We start from the raw sequence: 17,409 nt of genomic DNA on the forward strand, positions 1-17,409 counted from the left end.
CGGTCGGTCAGACGATCGGCGCGAGCAGCGCCACCGGGTAGTCGGCGAGCAGCTCGGCCACCGGCGTCACTCCACCCGCAAAGGTGCGACCGGTAAGGACGTCCTCGACAGGGTGACCGGGGAGCACGATAACAGTCTCGTCCCAGCCCCCGCGTGCGGCGAGCCCCGTGGGCAGACGAGTCGCTACGGTGAGCGCTCCACCGCGATCGAACGCGACCGCGTGCTCGGCCGCGGGACCGATCGCCGGCACTCCCGCGTAGCGGGTGAACAGCTCTGGGCGGTCGCGGCGCAAGCGCAGGGCTCGGGAGGTGACGAGCAGCTTTGCTGCACCCTCGGCGTCAATTGCCGGCTTCCAGCCTCCGTCGATCCGCTCGAGCAGCGTGCGACGTCGGCCAAAATCGACCTCGCGGCGATTGTCCGGATCCACGAGGGACGTCTCCCAGAGCTCGCTGCCCTGGTACACGTCAGGAATGCCGGGTGCCGTGATCTGCACGAGCTTCGCCGCGAGCCCGTTCGACCAACCAGCAGCAGAGACGCGCGAGACGGTCTCTTCCACCAGTCGGCGCACGGCAGGATGGTCGAAGGCGGCATCGATCGCCGCGTGCATCCGCTCCTCGAACGCCTCGTCCGGAGCCGTCCAGTGCGTCGAGTCGTCGGCCTCGCGCGACGCCTTCTCGGCGTAAGCATGCAGACGCTCGCGACTCGCGGGCCATGTGCCGACGACAGCTTCCCAGAGCAGGTGCTCGATGGCACCGTCGCCAAAACCCACAAGGCCGTGCAACTCGCGCAGTGTCGTCGCCCAGGCCCCCGGGTCCTCGGCCAAAGCAGTGATCCGGGCCCGGGTGTCTTCGCCACGCTTGGTGTCGTGGGTCGAGAGCGTCGTGAGAGACGCCGGGAACGACGCTTGCCGCACGCCCTGACGGCGATGGAACTCGACGAGATCGATCGCGAACTCGTCCGGGTCGGCTCCGACTTCGTTCAACGACGTGAGACGGCTGAAACGGTAAAACGCCGTATCCTCAACGCCCTTTGCCATGACCATGCCGGACGTTTGCTGGAAGCGCATCGACACAGGAGTGCCAGTCTCGCTCAGCGCAGCGGCTACCTCGTCGAGGGTCGCCGCAATCTCGGGACGTCGGTGAATTGCGTCGATCCTGGCGTGCTCAAGATGCTCCGCGCCATAGGGCAGGTAGCTGCGGTACACGGGGTAGGTGGCCAAAAGCTCGGCCACAGCGTCGTCGGCACCACTGATGCCGGGCAGCAAACGGGCGAGTCGAAGTACCTCGGAGCGGAGGATGCCATCGGCGATGCCGCGCTTGGTGCCGTGAATCAGGTCGGCCCACGCGACGGGCGAGCCTCCGCCGCTCATCTCTGCGTCGAGTCCCTCAAACACGGGCCGCGCATCGGGATCGACCAGAATGCGATCGATGTCGGCGAGGGCGTCGTAACCCGTGGTGCCCACCGTCGCCCAGTGCGGCGGGAGTTCCTCGTCGCCCTCAAGGATCTTCTCGACCCAGACCGGTGCGCCACCAATGGCGCGGGCAAGATCGTCGAGATAGCCGCCCGGGTCAGCCAGACCATCCGGGTGGTCGACCCGGAGGCCGTCTGCGAGCCCCTCGGTAAACCAGCGGACGATCTCACGATGCGATGCATCGAACACCTCGGGGCGCTCGACCGTGAGTGCGGCAAGGGTGTTCACTGCGAAGAAACGGCGGTAGTTCAGCTCGGCGTCGGCACGGCGCCAGTTGACGAGTTCGTAGCTCTGCCGTGCGTGCACGGCGCGTCCCGAGTCTCCCGGTCCAGCCGTCCCCGGCGCGATCGGCAGGCGGTTCGTGTAGTAATGCAGCTCGTCACCCACGATCGTGAGCGCATCGAGTTCGCTGTCACTGTCACCGTCGCTCGCCCCGTCGCCGAGGATCGGGACGCGCAGCCTGCCTCCACCCGCCTCCCAATCGACGTCAAACGCAGAGGCGTAGCGCGAGGCGCGCCCATTTTTCAGCAGATCCCACCACCACGAGTTCTCACTCGGCGTTGCGACACCCATGTGGTTCGGCACGATGTCGATCAGCACTCCCAGGCCCTCGGCCCGCGCCGTCCGGGAGGCGTGTGCAAGGCCCACCGCTCCACCGCGCTCAGGATCGACCTGGGAGTGGTCAACCACGTCGTAACCGTGGTCCGAGCCCGGCTCCGCCCGCAACAGCGGCGACAAGTACAGCCAATCGGCGCCGAGGGCCCGCACGTAGTCGGCGACGCGCGCCGCCTCATCAAGACCGAACCCGGACCGGATCTGCAGGCGGTAAGTGGAGGCGGGCAGACGCACGTCAGACTCCTGTCGAAGCGGCGGTCGCGGAGTCGGTGGACTCGGCGTGGGGGCTGGTATGGCCGGTCGAGGTCACGATCGGGATTGCCGAGGTCGCCGCGAGCGAGGCGAGCGAGGCGGCCACCGAGTGGTCGACCTCAGGTTCGGGGGCGCTGTGCTCCTGCAAAATGACCAGCGACTTCGCCTGGACGGTGAGCATCGCCCCGGCCGGGCGCGGGATCGAATCCGCCTCCGCACCGGCCGTATCAACAAGAACGCTCCACTGAAGCGCATATTCGTCGCTCGGAATCGCGAACTCCACGTCTACATCATCAGCGTTGAAATAGAGCAAGAAGCTGTCGTCGGTCACCGGACGGCCGCGCTCGTCGCGCTCACGGATCCCGTTTCCGTTCAAGTACATCCCCACCGAGCGGCCAAGACCAGAATCCCAGTCGGACGGCGTCATCTCGGTTCCGGCCGGTGTGAACCACACGATGTCCGGCAGCGGCTCGCCGGTCCCCCGCAGAACGGGACGGCCGTCGAAGAAACGCATCCGACGGAAGGTCGGGTGCTCGGCACGGAGGCGAATAAGCGCCGCCGTGAACTCAAGCAGAGGGCGGTCAGCATGAGTCCAATCGATCCAGGTCAACTCACTGTCCTGAGCGTAGGTGTTGTTGTTACCGTCCTGCGTACGGCCCAGCTCATCGCCGTGCAGGATCATCGGCACGCCCTGCGAGATCAGCATCGTCGCGAGGAAATTCCGCTGCTGCCGCGCCCGCAATGCGAGCACGTGCGGGTCATCCGTTGGCCCCTCGGCGCCGTGGTTCCACGACCGATTGTGCGACTCACCGTCGTTGCCGTTCTCGCCGTTCGCGTCGTTGTGCTTCTCGTTATACGAGACCAGGTCGCGCAACGTGAAGCCGTCGTGGGCCGTGACGAAATTGATGGACGCGACGGGATAGCGGCCCGAACGGGCGTAGAGGTCGGCCGAGCCGGTCAGCCGGGAGGCGAATTCGCCAAGAGTCGACGGCTCGCCACGCCAGAAGTCGCGCACCGTGTCGCGGTACTTTCCGTTCCACTCTGTCCACTGCGGCGGAAAGTTGCCGACTTGATAGCCGCCGGGACCGACATCCCACGGCTCGGCGATCAGCTTCACCTGCGAGACCACCGGATCCTGCTGCACCAGCTCGAAGAAGGTCGACAGCCGGTCGACGTCGTAGAACTCCCGTGCGAGCGCCGAGGCGAGATCGAAGCGGAAGCCATCGACACGCATTTCCGTCACCCAGTACCGCAGCGAGTCCATGATCAGCTGGAGCGAATGCGGGTGGCGGACGTTCAAGGTGTTGCCCGTGCCCGTGTAGTCCATGTAGTAGCGCCTGTCATCGTCGACCAGGCGGTAATAGGCCTCGTTATCGATGCCGCGGAAGGACAGGGTCGGACCGAGGTGGTTGCCCTCGGCCGTGTGGTTGTAGACCACGTCGAGAATGACCTCGATCCCAGCGGCGTGAAGGGCCTTCACCATGCTCTTGAACTCCTGTACCTGCTGGCCCTGGCCGGCCGTCGAGGCGTAGGTGTTCTGCGGAGCGAAGAAGCCGATGGTGTTATAGCCCCAGTAGTTCGACAGGCCCTTTTCCATCAGCGTCGAGTCATTCACGAACTGGTGCACCGGCATGAGTTCGATCGCTGTCACGCCGAGGTGCTTGAGATGATCGATAACCGCGGGATGGGCGACGCCCGCGTATGTGCCTCGCAGATCCTCCGGGACCTCGGGATGGCTCCGGGTCAGCCCCTTCACGTGAGCTTCATAAATCACCGTGCTGTCGTACGACGTGCGCGGTCGGCGGTCTCCCGCCCAATCGAAGAATGGATTAATGACGACGCCCATCATCATGTGAGCAGCGGAGTCCTCGTCATTCCGGGAGTCCGGGTCGCCAAAGGTGTACGAGAAGAGAGACTGGTCCCAATCGATCTCGCCCGCCACAGCCTTTGCGTAAGGGTCCAGCAGCAGCTTGTTGGGGTTGCAGCGGTGGCCCGCCGCGGGGTCGTACGGACCGTGGATCCGAAAGCCGTAGCGCTGGCCGGGCTGCACCTGCGGGAGGTAGCAGTGCCAGACGTACGCATCCGATTCGAGAACCTCGACCCGCGTTTCGACGCCGTCGTCGTCGAACAGGCAGAGTTCGACGCGCTCAGCGATCTCGCTGAACAGGGCGAAGTTCGTGCCGCTTCCATCGAACGTCGCGCCAAGCGGGTAGGCGGTTCCGGGCCAGGTCTCCACGAGACTCCTCAGGGGATCATGCTCGGGCAATCCAGGAGAGGCCGATGTGCGGTCTGCGGACGCCCGACGTCGGGGGTGGTGGTCCGGCACTTCCGCATCGGACCGACTGCCCACTGTAGCGAGCGACTGTCGTGCGTTCTCCTGCTGGTCAGCGTTCATCGCACGTTCCTCCTCCGGCGGTCTCGACCGCAGGCCAGAGCAGCGGTCCGGCACATCCTGCACGCGCAAGAGCGAAGAAGACGTTCCAGGAGGCCACGATCGAACAGTACGGGCGGGCTGACGCCCCCTGGGAGGGCTGGCGCCGCGCCCGGTGCATCGGCTACACCGACGTTAGTGAGAGCCGAGCCTGCGACGCACGAGGTCGATCCGAGCCTGCAGCTGCGTGACGCTGGCCTGCGCGACCGCCGGACCGCCGCAGAGCCGTCGCAGCTCGGTGTGAACCTGACCGTGCGACTCTCCGGTGCCGCGGGCCCACAGCCCGACCAGCGAGTTCAACAGGCTCCGCTGCTCTTTGAGGGTGCGGTAGAGCGGCGCCGGGATCTCGCTCGCCGTCTCCGCTGGGGCCGCCGCACCCGTGCGAGCACCGGCCCGCTTCGCCTGACGTTGCTGCCGGTTCTGCAGAAGTTCGCGCACTTGGTCGGGCTCGAGCAGGCCCGGCAGACCGATGAAGTCGAGCTCCTCCTCGCTCTCGACCTCGACCTCCATCCCGAACTCGGCGCCCTCGTAGACGACGCGGTCGAAGGTCGCAGCAGAGCCGAGCGATTCGAATTGTCCTTCCTCGAGCAGGTTGGACGAGGCCTTCTCGCTACGCTCGGCGTCAGCCATCAGGTCGGCCTCGGGGTATTCCTCATCCTCCGACGAGCGGCGATCGAGCGCGTGGTCGCGCTGCACCTCCATCGACCCGGCCAATGCGAGCAGGCCGGGCACGTTCGGGAGGAACACCGAGGCGGTCTCGCCGCGCCGCCGGGCGCGCACGAAGCGGCCGATTGCCTGCGCGAAAAACAGCGGAGTCGAGGCCGACGTGGCATAGACCCCGACCGCCAGCCGCGGCACATCGACACCTTCCGACACCATTCGCACCGCGACCATCCAGCGCCCGGTCTCCTTCGCGAACTCGTCGATGCGGTCGCTCGCCTCCTTTTCGTCCGACAGGACGACGGTGACCGATTCGCCGCTGATCTCGCGGAGCATCGCGGCATAAGCCCGGGCGGAGTAGTGGTCCGTCGCGATGACGAGGCCACCCGCGTCGGGAACGGCGCGCCGTACCTCCGTCAGCCGCGTGTTGGCGGCACGCAGCACCGAGGGGATCCACTCGCCCTTCGGGTCAAGCGCGGTTCGCCACGCCTGCGAGGTGATGTCCTTCGTGTTGCCCTCGCCGAGCCGCGCCTCCATTTCATCGCCGGCCTTCGATTTCCAGCGCATCTGGCCGGCGTACACCATGAAGAGCACGGGGCGCACGACGCCGTCGGCGAGCGCACGGCCGTAGCCGTACGCGTAGTCGGTCAAAGAGGTGCGGATGCCCTCGTCGTCGGGCAGGTAGCTGACGAACGGGATGGGTGCCGTGTCCGAGCGGAACGGCGTCCCGGTGAGCGAGAGCCGACGCACGGCGGGCTCGAACGCCTCGCGGACCGCTTCCCCCCAGCTGAGGGCGTCGCCCGCGTGGTGCACCTCGTCGAGGATTACGAGGGTGCGACCCGAGAGGGTGAGTTCGCGGTGCAGCTCAGCGCGAACCGCCACCTGCGCATAGGTGACGGCGACACCGTGGTAGTGCCGGGCATGCCGGCCCATGCGGTTCGTAAACGTGGGGTCGAGGCGGATCCCGACACGATGCGCGGCCTCTGCCCACTGGCGCTTAAGGTGCTCTGTCGGGGCAACGACCGTGATGCGGTCAACCGTACGGTTGTGCAGCAGTTCCGCGGCCAGGCGCAGAGCGAAGGTGGTCTTGCCCGCCCCGGGGGTCGCTGCGGCGAGGAAGTCGCGCGGCTCGTTCTGGAAGTAGGCCTCGAGCGCCTCGGCCTGCCACGCCCGGAGCTTGTGGGCGGTACCCCACGGGGCCCGCCCCGGGAACGACGGGGACAGATGCTCGGCGGCGGAGGTGCCGACCTGATGACCGAAGCTCGTGGGACTGCTCACGTGGATCGAATCTAGCCGACCCCTCCGACAGCGGACGGTCCTCCACAGCACCTCGCGACGGGGCACGGCGTGTCGCCCCGAACCGCGCCTCCCGCGGCACTACCGGTGGCGTCGGAGCACAATGGAGGGATGGTCGAGCAGCGTCATCCGTGGTCCCGCTATGTCGCCTTGGGCGACTCCTTCACCGAGGGAATCGGCGATCCTGAGCCCGCGAGCCCCGGCGGGCACCGGGGCTGGGCAGACCGGGTCGCCGAGGTTCTCGGCAGCCAAAACGACGACTTCGCCTACGCAAACCTCGCCGTCCGTGGGCGCCTCCTGCAGCAGATCGTCGACGAGCAGATCGAGCCGGCCCTCGAGCTGCGGCCCGATCTCATCACGATCTCCGCCGGCGGCAACGACGTCATCCGCCCGGGCACCGACCCCGACGATATCGCGGCACGATTCGAAGCAGGCTTGGCACGGCTGCGCTCGAACGGAGCGACGGTGGTGCTCTTCACCGGTGTTGACGTCGGCTTCTCCCCCGTCTTCAACCGGATCCGCGGCAAGGTCGCCATTTACAACGAGAACCTACGGGCGCTCGCCAGACAGTACGACTGCATCGTCGCCGACCAGTGGTCGCTTCACGAGATCCAGGATGTGCGGATGTGGGCGCCCGATCGCCTGCATCTCAACCCGCACGGGCACCACGAGGTGGCTCGGATGGTACTCGAGGCTCTCAACGTCACGAACGACCTGCGCCCCCTCGCGCCCGAGCCGCTGCTTGCTCGGACATGGCGCGCGGCGCGAACGGAGGACTTGCAGTGGGCCCGCGAATACCTCGTGCCGTGGGTGCTGCGCCGAGTACGGCACCAGTCCTCCGGCGACTTCATCACGGCGAAGCGCCCGTCGGCACAACTCTGGCGGGCCGACGCCACCCTTCCCGGCGGGGAGGCGCCAGGAAATGCCACCCCGGAGCAGGTCGACGCGGATATCGCCACGGCTGGCGTCCGGATCGAGCGCCTCGGGGACTAACGGAAGAGTTCGCCCGGGTGAGCGATCCGCCAGCCGAAGCCGGGATCCCCGATCGCGCCGTCCGCGACGAGCGGCAGCTCATAGGGCGTGCCGTTCACCTGCACGGTCGCCGTCCCGACACGTCCACCGTCGGCGACGACCTCGACCGGATCCAGGGCGACAGTGGTGGTCGTCGAGACGTCCCCCCAGACCAGCACCGACCGCGCTTCGGCCGTCTCCGCCACCACCTTCTCGCCCCACGCGCTGGTGAGGCTGCCGTAATCCTGCCCAGTGGTGCTCAACGGGAGGGTGTGAAAGCCGGCCTCGATGCTCGGGATCAGCGTCAGCACGTCGGCCGTCAGCTGCTGATGCGTCTGTGCCCCAACCACGACGCCGACCAGGGTCATCGCCTGCCCCTCGATGGTGGCGACGAGCGAGAAGAGCAGGCAGGAGCCAGCCTCGTCAGTCGTCCCCGTCTTGATCCCGTCGATGCCGGAGCGGCCCAGGAGCGAATTGGTGTTCTCGAGGGTCCCGACACCCGGGAGGGTCGCGGTGGGCAGTGCCACAATGGGCGCCAACACGGGATCGGTCACCAGCAACTCGCCGAGGCGCACCATCTCGGCGGTCGTGCTGACCGTCGCCGGCGACAATCCACTCGTGTCAGCGAGTGAGGTGCGGGTGAGTTTCTGCCCGTCGAGCCAGACCCGCGAGGCGGAGAGAAACGCCGCCTCGGAGCCATAGGCCCAGATCGCGAGCGACTTCGCGTAGTTATTCGCGGAGGGGAGCATCATGGCGGTCAATGCCTCCCTCTCGGTGAGCTGTAGACCGGCCGTCACCGGGGCATGAGAGCCGTTCTCGGCAACTGTCTCGTTGTAGTACTGCACATCGGCACTGGTGAAGGTAATGGTCTCGCCGTCAGTCCCGTCGGCAAGAGGTCGTGCGGCCAGGATCATCAGTGCCGTGACGACCTTGGCGATGCTTCCGGTGGGCAGCACATCCTGGGAGCCGTAGCGCGCGAGCAGTCCGTCTTCCTCCGTGCCCTCGACGCCGACCGCCGCCACCGCACCGGACCCGTACGCAGGCCAGGCCGGGGCTGAGGCGTCGAGGGCGTTTGAGACGGGGGGCATCGCAGCAACGCTCGCCGCGGGGAGCTCAGCGGTCGCTGCGTTCGTCGCGTAGGCGCCGCCCGCGGCCACCAGAACGGTCGCGAGTACGACGGCGGCGATGAGCGGCCCGCGACGACGGGGACGTGCCGCCTGGCGTGCAGCAGGGCCGGGCAGAGCGAGCGCATCGTCGGGCCTGGTCGTGGGGGTCATCCCGTCATCGTAAGGCGGCGTCGCCGGCGATCCTTGAGGCAGAGCCCCGGAGACTCCCACCGACCTTCACCGACGGGGCGCGTCGCCGTCTCAGCGCCCGCGCGTCAGCGCCCAGAGGGCCACGGCCCCCGCCGAGGCGACGTTCAACGAGTCGACCCCGTGCAGCATCGGGATCGTCACCACCACGTCGGACGCGTCGAGCGCCGAACGGCTGAGCCCGTCCCCCTCCGCTCCGAGCACGACGGCGACCCGCTCCGGACGCACCGCCGCGTACTCGTCGAGCGGGATCGCATCGGGCGCGAGCGCCAGCGCGGCGACCGAGAAGCCCGCCGTCAACAGCGACTCCCGCGCCGTCGCCCAGTCCGGAGTGCGGGTCCACGGCACCTGGAGCACCGTGCCCATGCTCACCCGGACGCTACGCCGGTAGAGCGGATCGGCGCACCGCGGGGTCACCAGCACTGCATCGGCGCCCATCCCGGCCGCCGCGCGGAAGACAGCCCCGACGTTCGTGTGGTCGACGAGGTCCTCAAGAATCACCACGAGAGAGGCTCCCTCTAGCAGCTGCGCCATCGGCCGCAGCGGCGGACGGTGCATCGAGGCGAGCGCGCCGCGATGCAGGTGGAAGCCCGTCAGCTCTTCGATGAGCGGGTCCGGCGCCACGAACACCGGAACGTCCGGGAAGCGCTCAAGCACGTCCGTCGCCTCCAGTAGCCGCTTCTGCTGCACCAGGACAGACCTCGGCCTGTGCCCAGCGTCGAGCGCGCGACCGATGACCTTCGCCGATTCGGCGATGTAGAGGCCGCCCTCCGGCTCGAGCACCCGCCGCAGCGCCACATCGGTCAGGCGGTGGTAGTCGGCGAGGAGGGGGTGGTCGAGGTCGTCGATGGGCACGATCGGCATCCCGGCAATCTAGGGCACGACGCGGGCTAAACTCGCCAGGGGCCGCCCGAACGGCCCTCGAAGGAGGCGCGGATGAAGGTCAGTCCGTCACCGGTCACGAAGGGCCCCGCAGCCCTGGCGATCGAGCAGGCCGTCGAACTCCTCAGCGGGCGCCGCATCGCCGCCGTCACAGGCGCAGGCATGAGCACCGATTCGGGCATCCCCGACTATCGCGGCGCGGGTGCCCCCGTCCGCAGCCCGATGACGTACTCGCAGTTCGTCGCCGACCCGGATTACCGCCGCCGCTACTGGGCGGGCAGTCAGCTTGGTTGGCACCGCTTCACGAGCACGGTCCCGAACGACGGGCATCGCGCACTCGCACGCCTTGAGGAACGCGGCCTGCTCACGGGCGTCGTCACGCAGAACGTCGATGGACTGCACGTGAGGGCCGGATCGCGCCGTGTCGTCGACCTGCACGGTTCGGCGGATCGCGTGCGCTGCATGACCTGCGGCCAATACTTCGCCCGCGACGCCGTCGCAGAGCGGATCGAGCGACTCAACCCCTGGCTCGACGATCCGGGCGTTTCCTCCCTCAACCCCGACGGCGATGCCGAGGTGCACGACGTTTCGGCGATGACTGTGCCCGAGTGCACCGTCTGCAGCGGGATTCTCAAGCCCGACATCGTGTTCTTTGGCGAGTTCATCCCCACCGAGCGGTTTCAGGAGGCGCGCGCGATCGTCGCGGGCGCCGACGCGCTGCTCGTGGCAGGGTCCTCACTGGTCGTCAATTCGGGCATTCGATTCCTCGAGATCGCACGCCGGGCGAAGATGCCAATCGTCATCGTCAACCGAGGCGCTACCAAAGGCGACTCGCGCGCGGCGATCAAGATCGACGGCGGCACCAGCGAGGTGCTCCGCGAGCTGGCCGGGCGCCTGCCTGAGCTACGCCCCGCGTCGGTGTGACTCCGCGCAAAGACCGCAACGACCGACCCGCCCCGACCTCACGAGAGGCCCCCGTGACCCAGCTCACCCTCGTCCGACACGGCCAGACCGACTGGAACGCCGCCCGCCGCATCCAGGGCAGGAGTGACATCCCTCTCAACCCAGTCGGCCGCTCGCAGGCCCGCGCGGCTGCGCGCCTTCTCGGCGATCGACACTGGGACGCCGTGGTCGCAAGCCCTCTTCAGCGTGCGTACGACACGGGCGCGATAATCGCCCGCGGCCTCGGCCTTGACGAGCCGCTGGCGGTCGACGGACTCGCCGAGCGTTCCTATGGCGACGCGGAGGGGATGACCGGAGCCGAACTCACCGAGCGGTTCCCCGGTGGCATCGAGGGCGGACGGATCCCCGGCTGCGAGACCCGGGCCGAGGTCGTCACGCGCGCCACCATCGCGCTCCTCGATGCGGCCGAGCGCTTCCCTGGCTCCGCCATTGTCGTGGCTACCCACGGCGCCGTGATCGGCAGCCTCCTGCGCGCGCTCAGCAGCGACGACCTGCCGGCGCACGGCATCTCGGTCGGCAACGGCTCCCGGCACGACTTCGTGATCGTCGATGGAGCGCTGCGCGTCGTCGGCTTCGATGACTCCGGTGATGTGGTGGTCGCCGACGTCGACCTCGACGACGTGCTCAGCCCGGCAGCGGGCGCCTGAGACTCAGCGGCGGCCGAGGTCGCCGAGCAGCCCGAAGAGCACGCGAGCGGAGTCGCGCCACGAGTACGCGGCCGCCCGCTCACGGGCCCGGTTCGACTGCTTGCGCCAGACGACGCCGTCCTCGAGTAAGCGGACACCGTCGGCAATCGCTTTAGCGCTCGACGGATCGACATACACCGCCGCATCCTGCGCAATCTCGCGAAAAATTGGGATATCGCTCACGACGACCGGCGTTCCGAGGGCCATCGCCTCCACCAACGGAATACCGAATCCCTCGTCGTGGCTCGCCGTGACGAGGGCCGTCGCGCGCGCCAGGACCGCACGGTACTCCGCATCCGGAGCCCCCTGATGGAACACCAGCTTCGCGGTCGGTGCCAACGCACGCAGCGTCTCGACCGTTTCGTCGCTTGCTCGGCTCATCAGGTGCAATTCGTAGTCGGGCAGGAGGCGCATCGCCCGCGCCAACGACTCGACGTTCTTGTATGGCATGAACGAGCCCATATAGACGAGGGAGCGCGCCTCCGAGCGGTCCGGCAGCGAGGCGGCAAGTGCGGCGCTCGCCTCGTCGGGCTCGGTCGCTGCGTTGGGCACGACGACGACAGGTCGCGTCGTGAGGCGGTGTTCGCGGATCAGGTCTCGCGTGGTCTGAGAGACCGTCACGACGGCGTCCGCCCGCTCAAGGAGCCTGCGCTGCGGCCACCAGGCCAGGTGGTAGAGACGCCAGAGTCCCCGCACGGGCGCCGTCAGATCCCGCGGGGGTGTGCGGTGGCGGTAGTAGATGAGATCGTGCACGGTGAGAACAAGGCGGTATCGGCGACCGAGCGAGCCCATCGTCTGCATCGGCGAGAACACGACGTCCGGCTGGAGTCGGTTGACCAGCAGCGCGACGAACGGCTCGAAGGGGCTGCTCGGACCGGTCACCCGCTCCCACGGCAGCGCGGGCAGCATCGTGAGCTGGCGGCGGTCGCTGATCAGCATGATGACGTCGTGAAGCTGCGCCAGTTCCCGGACCAATTCGGCCGTGTACCTACTGATGCCGTCGTGGCGCTCGAGCCGGGTATACCGGCAGTCGACGACGATCCTCATCGATCGATCCCCTCCTCGAGGGCAGCGCGGAGAACTGCGGCGGCCTCATCCGGCTTCTCGTAGTGGATCAGATGACCGACGCCGTCGATCACGTGCAGTCGGCCGTGCGCCAAATGATCGAGAAGACGATACTGCGCCGAGAGCGGAGTGATGTCGTCCTGCGCCGCCGCAATCAGCTGCGTCGGCACGGCTATGCGGGAGGCGTATTCGCCAACGTCGTGCGAGACCGAGGCGCGAAACGCCTCCAGGAGGGTGTCCCGCGAGGCGAACGCGCTGAAGTAGCGGTCGTGCTGGTCGTGCACGAACCGGCGCAACGACGGATCCCGCGTTTTCACCATCGCCAGGCTCATGACTCGGACGATCGGCGGGGCGCTGAGTAAGCGATCACCGAGTGGGCGTGGTAACACTGCGGCGAGCCGGTAGTAGAGGACGGCGAGGCGCGTCAGCGCGCCGCGAGGTCCCGCCAACGCCGGCGCCCCGATGGGGTTCACCAGCACCAGGAGCGGCGTCGGCAGCCCGTTCGCGACTGCGGCCGCCGCAATGATCGAGCCGAAGGAGTGGCCGAGCACGACGGCCGAACCGCGCAATCCAAGCGCGTCGAGGAACCCGTTCAGCCAGGAGGTGTACCCGCCAACGTCATGCAGATGTGCGGTCATCGGCGGGGAGGCGCCGAAGCCCGGCAGGTCGGGCGCGACGACCCGGACATCCGCTCCCCCGCCCAGGAGGCGGGCGATCACCGGCTCGAGGCCGTGGTGCTCACCGCGGAACCCGTGCACCAGCACCAGCGCGGTCGACGCCGTCGGCGACCCGTAGATCCAGTACGCGGTCGGCGCTCCCGCGACATCCACCGACGCCTCCTCGATCAGGAGGCGACCGAGGTCGGCGGCGTAGGGGGAGGGTAACGTCATGGCGCTCCCCATCGTAGGGAAAGCCTGTGGAACTTCTCGCCGCAACGCCTTGCGTGGCCCTGATCCGAGCCGCAACCATGAGCACGCGCTCGCATCGTGGCGCACCGCCCCCGTCTCGCAGACGGTCATCCGCTCAGGCAGCAGCAGAAGGAGCACCGTGAGCTTCACGTCGCCGATCCAACTCCCCGGACTCGCCCTCGACCCCCAGTGGTATCGCCGGGCCGTGTTCTACGAGGTGATGATCCGGTCGTACTACGACTCCAACGGGGACGGCGCCGGCGACATCAACGGACTCGCGTCCAAGCTCGACTATCTTCAGTGGCTCGGGATCGACGCCCTCTGGCTTCCGCCGTTCTACCTGTCACCCCTGCGTGACGGCGGCTACGACGTCTCCGACTTCAAGGCGATCCTCCCCGAATTCGGCACGATGGAGGATTTCCGGGACCTGGTGCGAAAGGCCCATGAGCGCAATATGCGGATCGTGATGGACTTCCCGCTGAACCACACCAGCGACCAGCATGAGTGGTTCCAGCAGTCGCGCTCCGACCCCGAGGGCCCCTACGGTGACTTCTACGTCTGGAACGACACGGACGACAAGTGGCCGGATATTCGCATCATCTTCGTCGACACCGAGGATTCGAACTGGGCATTCGACGCCGAACGCCGCCAGTTCTACTTCCACCGCTTCTTCTCGCACCAGCCCGACCTCAACTTCGAGAACCCGGCGGTGCACGAGGCAATCCACGACATCGTCAAGTTCTGGCTCGACCTGGGCGTCGACGGCATCCGCCTCGATGCGATCCCCTACCTCTACGAATCCGACGAGGGCAACGGCGAGGGCGAACCTCCGACGCACGATTTCATCAAGAACCTTCGCACAATGGTCGACCGCGATTACCCGGGCCGCATTTTGATCGCGGAGGCGAATCAGTGGCCGCGCGAGGTCGCCGCATTCTTTGGTACGGAGGAGGAGCCCGAGTGCCACATGGCATTCGACTTCCCGGTGATGCCCCGCGTCTTCTACTCTCTCCGCGCGCAGACCGCGAACGAGCTGAAGAAGGTGCTCTCCGAGACCTTCGACATTCCCAGCGGAGCCGCCTGGGGAGTGTTCCTGCGCAATCACGACGAGTTGACTCTCGAGATGGTCTCGGAGGAGTACCGCCAGGCGATGTACGGCTGGTACGCCTACGACCCGCGGATGCGCTCGAACATCGGCATCCGGCGTCGCCTCGCGCCACTGCTCGACAATTCGCGCGCAGAACTCGAGCTCATCAACGCGCTCCTCTTCTCCCTAGCAGGAAGCCCCTTCCTCTACTACGGCGACGAAATCGGGATGGGCGACAACATTTGGCTCAACGACCGCGACGCCTCCCGCACGCCGATGCAGTGGACGCCCGATCGCAACGCCGGTTTCTCCGCCGCCGATCCGGGCAAGCTCGTGCAGCCGATCGTGCAGTCGCTCGTCTACCACTACAACCAGGTCAACGTGGAGGCGCAGCTCGCGCAGTCCCGCTCGCTCCTGCACTGGATGCGAAACGTCCTGCACGTGCGTCGCGGCCACCCGGCGTTCGGCCTCGGCTCGATGCGTGTGCTCGAGACTGACCACGAGTCGGTGCTCGCTTTCGTGCGCGACTACGCGGGTTCCGGTAGTGAGATGGGCGACCAGCCCGAGGAGGTGCTCTGCGTCTTCAGCTTCAACCACAACCCGGTGTCAGTGACGATCACCGACCCCGAGAACCCCGGATCGACGCTGAGCGACCTCTTCGGAGGCGGACGCTTCCCCGGCTTCACCGAGGCCGGCACGCTCACCATGACCCTCGGCACCCAAGGCTTCTTCTGGCTGCACGTGGCGAAGGCGCGCGGAGCGCGCTGAGCCGCAGCACACCGCGGGGCCTCCGGCCGATGTCAGAGGCCCCGTTTATGCTGTCCGCGTGAGCACCACCGCACAGACCGAGCCCACCCTGTTCGACGATGGCGAGTTCGGCAGTGATGCCGAGTTCGAGAGGCCGGACGAACGTGCCCCGGCTGCGGGAGCGCACTGGTTCGATCTCCTCGCGGTGTTCGACCTCGAGACGACGGGCATCGACGTGCGTACGAGTCGCATTGTCACGGCATATGTCGGCGTCCTCGACGCAGCGGGCCAGCCCATCGAGGGAACGACCTGGCTGGCCGACCCCGGAATCGAGATTCCCCCCGGTGCGAGCGCCGTGCACGGCATCACCACCGACTACGCGCACGAGCACGGACGCCCTCCCGGCGAGGTCGTCGCCGAGATCTCGGAGTCGCTGCGCTCGCTCCTCGCGCGCGGCGTCCCGGTCGTCGTGTACAACGCACCCTACGACCTCTCGCTTCTGGCGCATGAAGCGCGTCGCTGGGGCGTCCCGGTCTTGCTCGACCCGAGCCCGGTCATTGATCCGCTCGTCATCGACAAGGCGGTCGACCGCTTTCGCAAGGGCAAGCGCACTCTCACCGTCGCTGCCGAGCATTACGGAGTCGCCCTTACCGAGGCCCACGATGCCGGAGCCGACGCGATCGCCGCCGGTCGGGTCGCTCAGGCCATCGGCCGCGCGTTCGCCAACGAACTTGGCGTCGACGCCGAGGCCCTCCACGAGCTGCAGGTCGACTGGTGTAGCACGCAGGCCGCATCATTCCAGGAGTACATGCGCCGCGTACGCGACGAGTCCTTTGTCGCTGATGGCACGTGGCCCGTCCGCCACTAACGCCCTTTAAGTAAGGGTGCGCCCCTGCTGCAGCAGCGCCACGTACTCCGCGATCCGCCGCTCTCGCGTCTCGGGCCGCTTGAGCTGCGAGAGCCGGAAGAGGAACGCGAAGCGTTTCTGCCCGCTCACTGTCGCGAAGAAGGCCTGCGCCACCGGATCACCGTCGAGCGCCACCTGAAAATCGGCCGGCACCTCTGCATCGCGCTGCCGGTACGCCGCATCCCAGCGCCCGTCCGCCCGAGCCCGCTCCACCTCCGCGAGCCCCGCGGGCAGCATCCGCCCCTCCGCAAGCAACCGGGCCACATGGTCGCGGTTGACCTTCGACCACGGGCTCGCCCGGCGCCTCGGGGTAAACGCCTGGAGCTTGAACTGCTCATCGAAGGCACCCGCTTGGCCGTCGATCCAACCGTGGCAGAGCGCGATGTCCAGCGCCTCCGCGTAGGTGATCCCCGGATCCGTGGCCGCCTTCTTACGCAACTTAAGCCGGACACCTCCCGGGTCCGGTTCCCCGCGCAGGTACTCGTCCCACTGCTCGGCTGTGGCGAACGGCAGGATCGGCTTGTCGGCGAAGGACACCATTCCGGGACGCTACCGCGTCCGCGGCCCCACCGCGCTACGGATACGCAAGTACCGCTTGTCCCCGTTGTGTCCGCGCAAGGTCGATTGCGGCCCTGGTGACGGTGACGGAATTCTGCCGACTATCCTCCGAATCCGTCGCCTCGAAGCCGTATGCGCCGAGCACGACCGGCGCCGAGCACGACCGGCGCCGAGCACGACAAAGGGCCCCCGACCGCGTGGTCGAGGGCCCTTCGAGGACGTGCTACTTGCCGAAGTTCTTGAACCGGAGGTTGAACTTCTCGACGCGACCGGCGGAGTCCATGAGACGCTGCTTGCCCGTGTAGAACGGGTGTGAGGCGGAGGAGATCTCGACGTCGATGACGGGGTAGGTGACACCGTCAAGCTCGATCGTCTTGGTGCTCTTCGCGGTCGAGCGGGTGAGGAACGTCTCACCGGACGCAAGGTCGCGGAAGACGATCGCGGAGTACTCGGGGTGAATGTCGGTCTTCATGGTCGTGTCCTGTCCTCGATGGTCCTGAACCGCACCTGTCATCGACGGGAACGGGTGGAAGTGGGCGGGAACACCGCGAACGGGC

At 67.5% G+C, this 17,409-nt stretch carries 14 protein-coding genes; 5 read left to right on the forward strand and 9 right to left on the reverse strand.

The genetic code is table 11. From position 1 onward, the window contains the following. Positions 1-7: 7 nt before the first annotated feature. The 3 genes from treY to B0H03_RS03860 form a co-directional block, all read right to left on the reverse strand. Complete coding sequence (treY, locus tag B0H03_RS03850) at positions 8-2,320, reverse strand: malto-oligosyltrehalose synthase (RefSeq protein ID WP_104264838.1); 2,313 nt, start codon at positions 2,318-2,320, stop codon at positions 8-10. Between the two features lies 1 nt (position 2,321). Next, positions 2,322-4,574, reverse strand: coding sequence for a glycogen debranching protein GlgX (glgX, locus tag B0H03_RS03855; RefSeq protein WP_104264839.1), 2,253 nt, complete (start codon positions 4,572-4,574; stop codon positions 2,322-2,324). 330 nt (positions 4,575-4,904) lie between these two features. After that, complete coding sequence (locus B0H03_RS03860) at positions 4,905-6,707, reverse strand: DEAD/DEAH box helicase (protein WP_104264840.1); 1,803 nt, start codon at positions 6,705-6,707, stop codon at positions 4,905-4,907. 129 nt (positions 6,708-6,836) lie between these two features. On the opposite strand from B0H03_RS03860, the gene B0H03_RS03865 reads away from it, so the two are divergent. Beyond that, positions 6,837-7,718 (forward strand): SGNH/GDSL hydrolase family protein, encoded by an 882-nt coding sequence (locus tag B0H03_RS03865; RefSeq protein WP_104264841.1) that lies wholly within the window; start codon positions 6,837-6,839, stop codon positions 7,716-7,718. Here the strand turns inward: B0H03_RS03865 and B0H03_RS03870 are convergent. Continuing rightward, positions 7,715-9,013, reverse strand: a complete 1,299-nt coding sequence (locus tag B0H03_RS03870) for a D-alanyl-D-alanine carboxypeptidase family protein (protein ID WP_104264842.1) — start codon at positions 9,011-9,013, stop codon at positions 7,715-7,717. The genes B0H03_RS03865 and B0H03_RS03870 overlap by 4 nt on opposite strands. Before the next feature lie 90 nt (positions 9,014-9,103). After that, on the reverse strand, positions 9,104-9,913 hold the full coding sequence (locus B0H03_RS03875; protein ID WP_104264843.1) for a TrmH family RNA methyltransferase: 810 nt from the start codon (positions 9,911-9,913) through the stop codon (positions 9,104-9,106). A 72-nt stretch (positions 9,914-9,985) separates the two neighbouring features. Here B0H03_RS03875 and B0H03_RS03880 point away from each other — a divergent pair, with 72 nt between their 5' ends. Both B0H03_RS03880 and B0H03_RS03885 read left to right on the forward strand, forming a co-directional pair. Continuing rightward, positions 9,986-10,855, forward strand: a complete 870-nt coding sequence (locus B0H03_RS03880) for a Sir2 family NAD-dependent protein deacetylase (protein WP_104264844.1) — start codon at positions 9,986-9,988, stop codon at positions 10,853-10,855. Between the two features lie 53 nt (positions 10,856-10,908). Beyond that, the gene (locus tag B0H03_RS03885; protein WP_104264845.1) at positions 10,909-11,541 is read left to right on the forward strand and encodes a histidine phosphatase family protein; all 633 of its coding nucleotides are present in this window, start codon (positions 10,909-10,911) and stop codon (positions 11,539-11,541) included. A gap of 3 nt (positions 11,542-11,544) precedes the next feature. Here B0H03_RS03885 and B0H03_RS03890 read toward each other — a convergent pair whose 3' ends face one another. Both B0H03_RS03890 and B0H03_RS03895 read right to left on the reverse strand, forming a co-directional pair. Next, positions 11,545-12,627: a glycosyltransferase family 4 protein gene (locus B0H03_RS03890; protein ID WP_104264846.1), complete on the reverse strand. Its 1,083-nt coding sequence runs from the start codon at positions 12,625-12,627 to the stop codon at positions 11,545-11,547. Continuing rightward, positions 12,624-13,535, reverse strand: coding sequence for an alpha/beta fold hydrolase (locus B0H03_RS03895; protein WP_104264847.1), 912 nt, complete (start codon positions 13,533-13,535; stop codon positions 12,624-12,626). Before B0H03_RS03895 ends, B0H03_RS03890 begins: the two co-directional genes overlap by 4 nt. Before the next feature lie 157 nt (positions 13,536-13,692). Between B0H03_RS03895 and treS the strand changes: the two genes are divergently transcribed. Continuing rightward, positions 13,693-15,408, forward strand: a complete 1,716-nt coding sequence (gene treS / locus B0H03_RS03900) for a maltose alpha-D-glucosyltransferase (protein WP_104264848.1) — start codon at positions 13,693-13,695, stop codon at positions 15,406-15,408. 58 nt (positions 15,409-15,466) lie between these two features. Next, entirely contained in the window at positions 15,467-16,255 is a 789-nt protein-coding gene (locus B0H03_RS03905) for a 3'-5' exonuclease (protein ID WP_104264849.1), read from the forward strand. 6 nt (positions 16,256-16,261) lie between these two features. On the opposite strand, the gene B0H03_RS03910 is transcribed toward B0H03_RS03905, so the two are convergent. Together B0H03_RS03910 and B0H03_RS03915 are read right to left on the reverse strand one after the other, a co-directional pair. Beyond that, positions 16,262-16,834, reverse strand: coding sequence for a YdeI/OmpD-associated family protein (locus tag B0H03_RS03910; RefSeq protein WP_104264850.1), 573 nt, complete (start codon positions 16,832-16,834; stop codon positions 16,262-16,264). Positions 16,835-17,075: 241 nt separating this feature from the next. Then, positions 17,076-17,324, reverse strand: coding sequence for a type B 50S ribosomal protein L31 (locus B0H03_RS03915; RefSeq protein ID WP_104264851.1), 249 nt, complete (start codon positions 17,322-17,324; stop codon positions 17,076-17,078). Between the last annotated feature and the right edge of the window lie 85 nt (positions 17,325-17,409).

This window comes from Rathayibacter iranicus NCPPB 2253 = VKM Ac-1602 (genome assembly GCF_003149025.1).
In the GTDB taxonomy this organism is placed as follows: domain Bacteria; phylum Actinomycetota; class Actinomycetes; order Actinomycetales; family Microbacteriaceae; genus Rathayibacter; species Rathayibacter iranicus.